This is a genomic window from Chitinophagaceae bacterium (assembly GCA_016717285.1).
Taxonomy (GTDB): Bacteria; Bacteroidota; Bacteroidia; order Chitinophagales; family UBA10324; genus JACCZZ01.
Genome location: JADKFU010000005.1, coordinates 636,032 through 648,479 on the forward strand (window position 1 = coordinate 636,032; position 12,448 = coordinate 648,479).

Here is a 12,448-nt window from a genome sequence, read left to right on the forward strand (position 1 = left end):
GCTCTTTTTTTCATCTTAAATTTCTTAACAATGAGATACAACAAAATTTTTATAATCCTTCTGATGACAACAATGATTGTTGTTTCAGAATCCTGCAGAAAAGGGTTTTTGGAGGGTGTAAATGACAACCCGAATTCTCCTACCAGTGTAATACCGAGAGTGCTGTTACCTGGGGCTGAAGGCAACCTTGCCTATGTTCAGGGTGGGGACATTTCGAGATTCACCAGTATTATGACGCAATACATCACAGGAGCATCACGCCAATTTGTTGCTTATAATCAGTATACTTTTTCAGAGGAAGATTTTAACAATGCCTGGAACAACATCTATGCAGCTACCATGTCTAATTTCCATTCAATAATGGTAATTAATGCCGAGGAAGGAAATGCCGGACATTATGATGCTTATGATGGTGTAGCGCGTATCCTGATGGCTTACTCACTTGGAATGACGACTGATGTTTGGGGCGATATTCCATACACTGAAGCATTCCAGGGTAACGAAAACCTGACGCCAGCCTACGATAGTCAGGAGAGTATTTATGCTTCCATTCAACAACTGCTTGATGAAGGGATAAGCATCCTTGGCAATGGTGATTTGTTGGGTGATGATGTGGAAGCTCCGGGATCTGACGATTTTATTTACAATGGAGATCTTGATGCATGGACTTCTTTTGCACATGCATTGAAGGCACGTTATTATATCCATCTTACCAAGAAGGATCCGAATGCCGCTGCCAATGCATTAGCAGAAATTAACGCTGGTGGTGCTATCGCAGACGCGCTCTATCCTTTCACTTCAGCAGGCCCCGGCCCCGCTTTTCAGTACATCGAACAACGTGATGATATTGTCTATGATGGCGCCTGCCTGCAACAGATGACTGCGAAGAATGATCCGCGTTATCAGGTTTACATCGATGTAAACGGTGATTATTGGGGTCCTGGTTACCTGGGTCCTTTCTTTTCTGCCGATAATTCACCAGTAGTATTGATGGCTGAATTTGAGCGTAAGTTCATTGAAGCAGAAGCGCTGGTACGTACAGGTGGTGATGGTCAAACTGCTTTTACAGAGGCAATTCAGAGCAGTATGGATTTCTACGGCGTTGCTGCAGAAGATGCTGCTGCATACATTGCTGCAAACGGAACCTTATCAGGTGACATGAATTCGATGATTGCACAGATTATTTATGAAAAATGGGTGGCCAATTTTCTACATCCTGAATCATGGGTGGATTTGCGCAGAACGGGTTTCCCTGTTCTTACTCCCAATGCAGGCGGAACTATTCCCACAAGGTTTATTTATCCGACCAACGAAAGGTTGTATAACAGCAGCATTCCAGACAAGAACTCTACAATGTATTCACCTGAATTGTGGTGGAATCAATAATAGAGGATTAATTAAAATGGCAAAAAAAACCTGCTTGTATCCAGGCAGGTTTTTTTTGTTTTTATTAAGCCCGCATTTCAATTCAAGATTTAAATAGGCTTATCCTGAGGTAGAAATGCTAATGGTATGCGAAACATTTCACTTATTTACATCTTACGAAAGCCGATGGCGACTCTCGGTTGAAGCAAATCGGGATTTTTTCAAAGCAGAATCCGGGTTGATTCATACATAAAATGAGATAATTGTTCTTCCGATGAATCTTACAATTGATTTTGGCAATACACTCGTCAAAGTGGCGGTATTTGAAATGGGCGATATGGTTCACATTGAATCACATGCGAATTTTACAATTAAGAAACTACAGGCAGTTCTCAAGAAATTCCCTGTCTCGGGTGCAATTGTCTCATCCGTTGTTAACGACTCAGGACCTGTTGAATCATTTCTCAGAAAATCTTATCACTATGTAAAGTTGAGCCCATCCACATCACTACCGATAAAAAATCAATATGAAACACCCGGAACGCTCGGCATGGACAGATTGGCCGGCATGGCCGGTGCGAACTCTATGTTGTCTGGTAAAAATGTGCTGGTGATTAACGCCGGCACCTGTATCACCTACGATGTAATAACTTCTCAGGCTACCTACTTCGGAGGCAATATCACACCAGGATTGGAAATGAGGTTGAAGGCATTAAATACTTTTACAGACAGGTTGCCGTTGGTGCGAAAGCAATTTTCAAATGAATTGTTTGGGAGAAGTACCTCGTCCTCCATTTTAACCGGAGTGGTACAAGGTTCTTATTTTGAAATGATGGGATTTATAGCCACTTACAAGAAGACTTACAGAGGTCTCAAGGTGTTGCTAACCGGAGGGGATGCACCAATTTTTGAAACGATGTCTAAAAGTAAGATATTTGCCGTCCCTAATCTGGTACTATATGGACTTAATAAAATTCTTGCCCTGAATGAGCCTAATTAAGAAGCTGGTTCTTTCACTGTTGTTGGTCATTGTATGCCAGGATTTTTTGATGGGTCAGAACCTGCCTTATTCCAGATATGGTCTTGGAAATCTTTACGACCCGGAATTCACCAACCTGCGCGGATGGGGAGGATTATCAGCAGCTTTTCACAACCCATTTACCATCAACTTTGCCAACCCGGCTTCTTATAGCGACATTAAGCTTGCAACACTTGATGCAGCAGCATTTGTAAGCTTATTGAAATTATATACTGCCGATACTTCAGTATCATTCGGAGATGGCAGCGTAGCCAATCTCGCACTTGGTTTTCCTTTGATTAAAAATAAGGCAGGTGTCAGTATTGGAATCAGTCCATACAGCAGGGTCAGCTATTCTATTACACAGGAAAATGATAGTAGTGCGGAGTTTGGAAATTCATATAATCTCTTTCAAGGAGACGGAGGACTCTACAGGTTTTATGTAGGAGGTGGATATCGATACAAAAAATTATCGGTTGGCATTAATGCATCTTACCTTTTTGGAACAATTGATTATACGGATATTCTGGCTTTCCCTGAATCGCTGAATGCTTTCAATACGCGTCGTCAGGAATTTAGAAGACTGGGTGATTTGCTTTTTGATGCAGGAGCTCAATACCGGATTTTATTTGGAAAGGAGAACCTCTATTTTCTTGATTTAGGCTTCACAGGAAATTTTCAAACAAATATTCATGCACGGCGTGATTTAATATATGATCGTTTCACATATATAGATGATGCAGGTAATCCAATTAATACTGTTAATCCATTTGATACCATTTACAGCTCATTGAATGAAAAAGGAGAAGTAACACTTCCTGGAGCATTTTCAACCGGAGCAATTTTCTCGAAACAGTATCACTATTCAATTGGTGCCAATTTTAAGTATACCTTATGGAGTAATTATAAATCTTTTGGAGAGGGAGACCAGACTTCTGATACATGGAAATTGAGTTTTGGGGGCGAGGTTATTCCAGATTATAAATCCTATCAGCAATACTGGAAGGTTATTTCTTATCGGGCTGGAATTTCGTATGGTCAGAACTACGTGGAGCTTAACCAGAACAAGCTGCGGCAATTTACAGTTTCCATGGGTGCCGGCTTGCCCTTGCGACGGTCGTTTTCACAGGTCTCTTTTTCCGCAGAATGGATACACATTGGATTTGTGGAAGATAATCCGCTGGCGGCCTCTTTTTTCAGATTTACTGCGGGCTTTACACTTAATGATAAGTGGTTCCAGAAGCGGAAGTTTGACTGACGTGATTGAATATGATTTTTTCCAATAAATTTTCAGTGCGTTAATGTCAATTAGATATGCTCAGATGTTCATTGAATAAACTGATCGGCTATGTCTTAATAGCCTGCATACTGTGCTCTTGCGAGAATGACATGGGAAAAGTGAATGCTTTAACCAACAGGTATGAAGCTTCATCAGAAACAGGAAAGGATATAGAAGTGCTCTACAGCGATTTGGGTCGAATAAAGTCAAAATTAACGGCGCCGACCATGTTGCGTTTTCGAACAAAAGAACCATACACAGAATTACCGGATGGTTTGAAGATTCTCTTTTTTAATGAAAATATGCAGACGGAAAGTCAACTTACTGCAGGTTATGGAATCTCGTATGAAAAATCAGATGAAATGAAGGTGCGCAATGATGTAGAAGCGGTAAGTGTAAAAGGTGATAAACTAAATACGGAAGAGTTGGTCTGGAATCAAAAGACGCAGAAAATTTCATCGGATAAGGCAGTCACGATCACAACCAAAGATGAAATAATATTTGGTGATGGCTTTGAATCAAACCAGGATTTAAGCAATTATAAAATAAAAAAAATAAGAGGAACCATCAGGTTAAAAGAAAGCTCTATTCCTCAGTAATAACAAGGTTGAATACCCTTCGCGAATCAAAATATTCATATTCTGCATCGGCCAATGAAATTTTTTAAGCAATGCACCGGGAGTAAGCAGCCAAATGTATCGATGTTTTCTATCGTGAAATGCTTTACGTTTCATTTGGATATTCGTTGTTAAACATGTTATTTTGCAGTCCTTTAAAAAAACGATTTTCAGGAATGGCACTTATTGGAAGTATCAGGAACAGGCTGGGACCAATCATCGCGATTGTGATAGGGTTAGCGCTTGCAGTTTTTGTGTTGGAAACAGCGCTCAATTCAAATTCGTCGTTGCTCAAGGGAAGTCGTGATGTAGTGGGCATAATTGATGGACAGAAGATTCATTATCAGGATTTCGCCAATAGACTGGAAGAAGGGGTTAAGAATTATAAGCTGCAAACCAACCAGCCGAATATTGATGATAACACGATGTTCTCTCTCCGTGATCAAACCTGGAATCAGCTCATCAATGAACAGGTGAATGGTGCAGAATACCGGAAACTCGGATTAACAGTATCACCTGATGAATTAAAAGACATGTTCTTCGGCAGTGAACCGGTTCCTGAAATAAAACAGGCATTTACTAACCCTCAGACAGGAATTTTTGATCCTGCCGCAGTTAAAAATTATGTTCAAAACCTTGATCAAACCGCAGAAGGAGAAGAGCAGGGTGAACGCAGGATGAGGTGGGTTGCTTTTGAAAAAGCCCAAAAAGAAAATCGGATTCAAACAAAGTATCAGAATCTTGTCGCTAAAGCAATGTACATTCCCAAATGGCAGGCAGAAGCAGATTATGTTGAAAAAAATACACGCGCAGCAGTTCAATTTGTAATGATTCCTTATGCCAGCATTGTTGATACTACTATTAAGGTAACCGACGATGAATTGCAGGCTTATCTCACAAAAAATAAGGAAAAATTCAAACAGGAAGAAAGCCGTCAGCTCGATTATGTAATTTATCCCGTTGTTCCTTCAAAGGACGATACTGCTCGCGTAATAAAAGATGTAAATGAAATCTATGCTAGTCTGGCAGCAGCACCTGCAGATACCAATTTGTTAAAGGTTAACTCAGATAATGGATTGGATAAATTTTACTATCCACAAGCGAAAGTCACTTCTGTTTATGCAATGGATACCCTTTTTAAGGTTCCTGTTGGTTCATTGATCGGGCCTTATTTTGAAAACGGTGCCTACCGCATTGCCAAATTGATGGATAGGAGAGAAGTGCCTGATTCTGTAAAGGCCAGGCATATTTTAGTAAGAGCTGAACAGGGTGCTGATACCGTTGCTGCCAAAAAGAAGATTGACAGCATCTATGCTGCATTTCTTGGTGGTGCCTCGTTCGATACTTTGGCTGCAAAATTTTCGGAAGATCAGGGATCTGCACCTAAAGGCGGAGAATTAGGACTGATTGCTCAGGGTAAGACCGTAAAAGCGTTTGACAATTTCCTGTTTTTCAAAGGTAAACAAGGTGAAACAAGTGTGCTGAGAACTGAATTCGGTTACCACATGGTGCAAATTGAAGAACTCAGAGGTGTGGCTCCGGCTGTTCAGGTTGATTTTATTACACGGCCGCTCGAAGCCAGTTCAGAAACCGATAAAGCTATTTTTGACCAGGCAACTTTGTTTGCAAGTGCCAATCAAACAAAGGAATTGTTTGATAAGTCTGCTGAAGCACAGGGTTTGAATAAACAGGTTGCGCCAACTGTTCAAAAAAATGCATTTCAATTGCCCGGACTGAATGCTGCGAGAGAGGTGGTGAAATGGGCTTACCAGGCAAATTTAGCTGACGTGTCACCGGTTTTTACACTGGATAATAGTTATGTGGTAGCTGTTCTGACAGGTATCAAACAGGAAGGAACGATGACTTTAGAAGAAGCCAGACCGCAACTGGAAATGGCAGTTCGTAAGGAGAAAAAAGCATCAGAAATTATCACAAGATTATCTGCAGCAAGCGCCTTGAACACCACCCTTGAATCAATGGCAGCCAAGGAAAATCAAGTGACAAAGAATTCAGGTAATGTATTGTTTTCTAACGCGTATGCTGAAAATATCGGGTACGAACCCAAGGTGATCGGGACTATATTTACCCTAAAGGAAAACGCCGTTTCAAAGCCTGTTCAGGGCGAGCAGGGAGTTTTTGTTCTTAAGCTGGAATCATTAACCAAAGCAGCTCCTGTTGCTGATTACAATTCATTTCAACAACAATTACTGAGCTCAATTCAACCCAGGATTCAATATGGTTTGTCGGAAGCACTGAAGAAATCAGTGAAGATTGACGATGAAAGGTATAAGTTCTTTTAGATTGCATTTCCATGCATTTCTTTTCGCAGCACGTGCTTTGCTGAACTATCCAATACCTTTTTGTTGTTACCCGACTTAAATTTGCATAAATATGGAATCAACAGAAAAACTGGCAAACCGGGTAGCGGATAGCGGTCTGATCACTTTAGATCTCGAAGAGTTTTATCCTATTGAATCCAAAGCAGCTTTTGATCTTAAGGACTTTCTCTTTATGGGGCTTATCCTTAAAGAAAAGGACTATCGTGAAGCGTTGAAAGTCCTGGATTGGGAATCTTTCAAAGGAAAGAATGTTGCAGTTTTCTGCTCTGCCGATGCCATTGTTCCGGTTTGGGCTTATATGTTGGCGGGAGTTTATCTCGAGCCTGTTGCAAATAAGTTCTATTTCTGTTCATTAGAAGAATTGGATAGCAAGATTTTCGATGAAACCATCACACTTCTTGACGTAGAACCATTTATAAATCAACGGGTTATTATCAAAGGTTGTAGTGACAAGCCAGTCCCTTCTTCAGCCTATTTGGCAATCACCCGGAAACTCAGGCCTGTGGCAAGAAGTTTGATGTACGGCGAAGCATGTTCCAACGTTCCCCTTTACAAGCAAAAATCCGCTCCAATCCATTCATAATGAAGCTCGAACGTATATTAAAGCGGGTATCTCAGGTGCTGACTTTTATAACGATTGGACTAGGTATTTTTTTTACATTAGGCTCTCAGAGAATTGAAAATGCACCGAATGCAGTTAAGTATCGTTACGATGAGGTTCGATCACCCCTGGACAATAAAATTTATGCATTAAAGATTCCTGAGCAAATGGAATTCGCCGGGGAACCGGTGCCTTTAGCTGACGAGGACGTTCGTGAAAAGATTGACAGGGAATTGCTGGTGAATATGTATTGGCACTCGCAAACATTATATATCATGAAGCAATTTAACCAGGTAATAAAAATCATTGAACCTATACTGGAAAAAAATGGAATTCCCCATGATTTTGTGTACCTGTGCGTTGCCGAAAGCGGATTGCAATACAATGCAACGTCACCGAGTGGAGCAGTAGGCTTATGGCAGTTTATGAAACCTACCGGACTTAAGTATAACTTAACCATTAATGATGAAGTGGATGAAAGGATGAGCTATGAAAAGTCTACGCAGGCAGCTTGCATGTATTTGTTGGAAGCAAAGGCGAAATTTGGCAGTTGGACGATGGCGGCGGCTTCTTTCAACATGGGCATAGATGGATTGCGTAATATTTCCCAAAAGCAGGATACCAATAATTACTACGATTTATATCTTAACCGTGAAACAGGTCGCTATATCTACCGGATTCTTGCCATGAAAGAAGTATTAAGTAATCCGCAGAAGTATGGATTTTTCCTTGAGTCAGATGATTTGTATGCATCCTTTTCTTACCGTACAATCGCTGTGGATAGCAGCATTCAGAATTTAACCTCATTTGCCAAAGAGCAAGGAACGAATTATAAAATGTTGCGCCTAATGAACCCGTGGATGATTGGCTATTCATTAACCAATAAGGACGGGAAACGGTATGATGTGAAAATTCCTGAATCGGATTGAGCGATTTCACTTTAGCTGGCACTCAGAACCTCCAATTTGTAAATCATTAATTAATATAAGGCAGCACGTACTTTGTGTTGTAGTAATTTAATTCTTTTGCCAGGCCGGTCGTGCCCTGTGGAAAGCTTATCGGTGATATGTTTTTTTTGTAACCATCATTGCTATAATTTTCCTTTACCGATGATGGCCTTCCAATTATGCTAAGGAGTTATTGTTTCGAAGAAGAAATTGAAGCAGGTTGCGATGAAGCAGGTCGCGGATGCCTGGCAGGGCCAGTTTTGCCGCTGCTGTTATTTTGCCGAAAGATTTTTTTCACCCGTGGCTGAATGATTCAAAACAGCTACCGGAAGACCGCAGATATGCTTTGCGTCCCATCATAGAACGTGAGGCACTGTCATTTGCTGTAGGACATTCCTCTCCATTAATAATCGATAGAATTAATATTCTGAAAGCTTCTATCCTTTCCATGCATAAAGCATTGGACCAGCTCACAACATTTCCTTCAATGATATTGGTAGATGGCAACCGCTTTAAAAAATACAGACGCATTCCACATCACTGTGTCGTGAAAGGAGATGAAATCTATGCTTCTATTGCCGCTGCATCTGTACTGGCGAAGACCTATCGTGATGATTATATGCTTCGCTTGCACGATAAATTTCCACATTATAAATGGAACCAAAATAAAGGATACCCGACGATTTTTCACCGTGAAGCCATTGCTGAACACGGAATAACCATTCATCACCGGAAAACTTTCAGGATGCAGAAAGAGGATGTCTCGCAAGATTTATTTTCTGTAAAAGGCATTGATAATTAGAAATGATTTTCTGGCATGCATTACAGCTTCAATTCTTCAAACATTTTTTTCAAATGGTTCACCAAAATATTTTCCTTGCGCAGATTGAGATGGCAGTAGGGATAGCACAATTAGCATGAGGAATGTCTTGTTTATAAAATGAACTGGTGAAGTATATTTGAGAATGCCAGCTTATAACCAACTATTGTAACAATGACAACTGTGAAAAATAACCTGCCTGATGCATTAATTCTGATCATTATTAATAGGTTTCAATATTGAATATGCCTTCCATTAATTTTAACATATCAGGATTAAGCAATGAGCAAGTGCTTCTGGCAAGAAAGAATTACGGGAATAACAGATTACACTACAAAAAGGAAAGTGGAATCTATCATGCGATTAGGAGTATCGCAAAAGAACCAATGGTTATTCTTTTGCTGCTCGCATCTGTTGTCTATTTCATCAGTGGAAATACCGGAGATGGGATTTTTCTGGCAGCCGCCATTGTACTGGTGGCCACTATTTCTTTGTTCCAGGATTCGAGAAGCCGGAACGCCCTGGATAAACTAAAAAACTTCACAGAGCCTAATTGTAAAGTGATCAGGAGCAGCAAAGTGGAAGAAATAAAAACTGAAGAATTGGTAATGGGTGATAGTGTGATGGTAGAAGAAGGCACTACTATTCCTGCCGACTGTGTTATTGTTCATTCCAATGATTTTTCAGTAAATGAGTCGATCTTAACCGGCGAGTCCATGTCTGTATACAAGGACCCGCTTAAGGCCGATCATGTTATTTATAGAGGCACAACCGTATCAAGTGGATTAGCTATCGCGACGGTTACCGCCATCGGCAATGAAACCAGGCTTGGAAAAATTGGTAAAAGCCTTGAGTCCATTAAAGAAGAAAAAACACCGCTGGAATTTCAGATCGGCGATTTTGTAAAAAAGATGGTAATTGCCGGAGCAATTGTGTTCGCAATTGTTTGGGCAATTAATTTCTACAGAACGGCCGACGCTCTCGACAGCCTGCTTAGGGCGCTTACTTTGGCCATGAGTATTTTACCGGAAGAAATACCTGTTGCCTTCACCACCTTTATGGCATTGGGTGCATGGCGCCTGATGAAAATAGGTATCGTGGTGAAGCAAATGAAAACGGTGGAAACACTCGGAAGTGCAACCGTAATCTGTACTGATAAAACAGGAACCATCACGGAAAACCGGATGAGCCTCGCCAGAATTTTTGTGCTGACAACACAAAAGATATCCTACCCGGAAACTATCCTGGATCGCGAAGCAAAGGAACTTGTCAGACTCGCTATGTGGGCAAGTGAGCCGATTCCTTTTGATCCGATGGAGATTGCACTTCATGAAGCATATTCAAAAGCATTTTTGCAAGATGAACGAAGCAGTTATTCCATGCGGCATGAATACCCGTTATCAGGAAAGCCGCCGATGATGACGCATATTTTTGAAGATCTTTCAGGTAACAGGATCATAGCTGCAAAGGGAGCGCCTGAAGCCATGATGAAAGTTTCAGCGTTAACAGCGGATGAAAAGCTACAAATTGAAACTGCACTTAAAACACTTGCTACAGATGGATTTCGTGTGTTGGGTGTTGGGGTAGCAAAATTTAAAGGAGATCAATTTCCGCTAACACAACAGGAATTCCACTTTCAATTCAAAGGCATTGTAGCATTTTATGATCCACCCAAACCACAAATTGAAAAGGTACTACGCGATTTTTATGCCGCCGGTATCAGCGTGAAGATTATTACAGGGGACAATGATGTTACTACTGCAGCCATAGCAAAACAAATAGGGTTGAAAGGATTTGAAAAAAATCTGAGTGGTGATGCGTTGATAAAGATGACAGAAGGTGAACTCGAGGAGGTGGTTGGTGATATCAATTTGTTTACACGCATGTTTCCTGATGCTAAATTAAAAGTGATCAATGCGTTAAAAGCAAGGCATGAAATCGTAGCTATGACTGGTGATGGCGTTAACGACGGGCCTGCACTTAAAGCCGCGCACATTGGTATTGCCATGGGGAAAAAAGGTACAGAGATAGCAAAAGAGGCCGCATCCTTAATCCTGGTGGAAGATGATTTATCCAGGATGGTGGATGCTGTAGCAATGGGAAGAAGGATCTATACCAATCTTAAAAAAGCTATTCAATACATCATCTCCATTCACATTCCAATTGTTCTTACGGTTTTTATTCCTTTGGCTTTGGGCTGGATATACCCCAACATCTTTTCTCCCATCCATATCATCTTCATGGAATTGATTATGGGACCGACCTGTTCTATTATTTATGAAAATGAACCAATAGAGAAAAATACAATGCATCAAAAACCCCGCTCCTTTACTACGACATTTTTTAATTGGAGTGAATTGACGACCAGTATTATTCAAGGACTGATGATTACCGTGGGCACCTTATTAGTATATCAGTACGCTGCTTATAGTGGCTACAATGAATCTCTTACCAGAACGATGGTCTTTACGGTGCTGATCGCAGCTAATGTTTTCCTAACTCTTATCAACCGCTCTTTTTATTATTCGATGTTCACCACGTTTAGGTACCATAATAATCTGGTTTTACTGATCATCAGCATCACCATTATTATTGCAGGATTGTTGCTTTATATAAAACCGCTTGCAGATTTCTTCGGATTTGAATTTTTGAATCTTAATCTGCTATTCCTGAGTATTGGTACAGGTTTCTTATCTGTAGCCTGGTATGAGTTGGTGAAATGGAAAAAAAGAATGATGGACAGGAATGTGATAAATGCTTAACACTCCATGAATCTACTCACGAAAACTTAATGATTCTCCCATCTTCCATTTCAATAGTACGATCTGTGCGGCGGGCAAATTCAATATCATGGGTTACAATCAGCATCGACTGATTATAATTTTCCGCCAGCTCTTTAAAAATATTGAAAACAATTTCGCTGTTCATTTTGTCGAGGTTACCCGTCGGCTCATCTCCCATTATAATGATTGGATTATTGATCAGCGCTCTTGCAATTGCAACCCGCTGTTTCTGACCTCCTGACAACTGATTCGGCTTTTTAAGTGCTTCCTTCTGAATGCCGAGTAGCTGCAATTTTTCATAAGCATGCTGCTCCACTTCCTTTTCCGGATATTTTCCCAATTTCAAGCCGGGCAACATGACGTTCTTTAATACAGAAAATTCGTTCAGTAAATAATGAAATTGAAATACAAATCCAATTTTTTCATTTCTAACCCTCGCTAATTCTACTTCCTTTTTATTTATCATGCTGTCACCTTCGATAAAGAGTGCTCCTTCATAATCAGTATCCATGGTGGATATGATATAGAGCAAAGTTGATTTCCCGCATCCTGACTTACCAGTAATGGATACGAATTCTCCGGCAGTTATTGAAAAGCTAATCTCATTTAACACCTGCATTTTTACAGGGTCATAAAAATATTTTGAGATGTTTTTGGCCTCCAGTATTTTTTGCACCAT

Annotated in this window: 9 protein-coding genes and 1 pseudogene; 9 read left to right on the top strand and 1 reads right to left on the bottom strand. The window is 40.5% G+C overall.

Going from position 1 to position 12,448, the window contains the following annotated elements; translation table 11 throughout:
- Positions 1–30 precede the first annotated feature (30 nt).
- The 9 genes and pseudogenes from IPO83_12475 to IPO83_12515 all read left to right on the top strand — a co-directional run bounded on the left by IPO83_12475 (position 31) and on the right by IPO83_12515 (position 11,748).
- The gene (locus IPO83_12475) at positions 31–1,386 is read left to right on the top strand and encodes a SusD/RagB family nutrient-binding outer membrane lipoprotein (GenBank protein ID MBK9732078.1); all 1,356 of its coding nucleotides are present in this window, start codon (positions 31–33) and stop codon (positions 1,384–1,386) included.
- 253 nt (positions 1,387–1,639) lie between these two features.
- Positions 1,640–2,365 (top strand): type III pantothenate kinase, encoded by a 726-nt coding sequence (locus IPO83_12480; GenBank protein MBK9732079.1) that lies wholly within the window; start codon positions 1,640–1,642, stop codon positions 2,363–2,365.
- Complete coding sequence (locus IPO83_12485) at positions 2,352–3,641, top strand: hypothetical protein (GenBank protein ID MBK9732080.1); 1,290 nt, start codon at positions 2,352–2,354, stop codon at positions 3,639–3,641. Before IPO83_12480 ends, IPO83_12485 begins: the two co-directional genes overlap by 14 nt.
- Before the next feature lie 56 nt (positions 3,642–3,697).
- Entirely contained in the window at positions 3,698–4,261 is a 564-nt protein-coding gene (gene lptC, locus IPO83_12490; protein ID MBK9732081.1) for an LPS export ABC transporter periplasmic protein LptC, read from the top strand.
- Between the two features lie 194 nt (positions 4,262–4,455).
- Positions 4,456–6,579 (top strand): SurA N-terminal domain-containing protein, encoded by a 2,124-nt coding sequence (locus tag IPO83_12495; GenBank protein ID MBK9732082.1) that lies wholly within the window; start codon positions 4,456–4,458, stop codon positions 6,577–6,579.
- A gap of 91 nt (positions 6,580–6,670) precedes the next feature.
- On the top strand, positions 6,671–7,201 hold the full coding sequence (locus IPO83_12500; protein MBK9732083.1) for a DUF2480 family protein: 531 nt from the start codon (positions 6,671–6,673) through the stop codon (positions 7,199–7,201).
- Positions 7,201–8,148 (top strand): lytic transglycosylase domain-containing protein, encoded by a 948-nt coding sequence (locus tag IPO83_12505; GenBank protein MBK9732084.1) that lies wholly within the window; start codon positions 7,201–7,203, stop codon positions 8,146–8,148. The genes IPO83_12500 and IPO83_12505 overlap by 1 nt, the downstream gene beginning before the upstream one ends.
- 197 nt (positions 8,149–8,345) lie before the next feature.
- Positions 8,346–8,968 (top strand): annotated as a pseudogene (locus IPO83_12510) (ribonuclease HII).
- A 263-nt stretch (positions 8,969–9,231) separates the two neighbouring features.
- A complete protein-coding gene (locus IPO83_12515) occupies positions 9,232–11,748 on the top strand; it encodes a cation-translocating P-type ATPase (protein ID MBK9732085.1) in 2,517 nt (838 codons plus the stop codon).
- Positions 11,749–11,764: 16 nt separating this feature from the next.
- Here IPO83_12515 and IPO83_12520 read toward each other — a convergent pair whose 3' ends face one another.
- On the bottom strand, positions 11,765–12,448 hold the full coding sequence (locus IPO83_12520) for an ABC transporter ATP-binding protein (protein ID MBK9732086.1): 684 nt from the start codon (positions 12,446–12,448) through the stop codon (positions 11,765–11,767).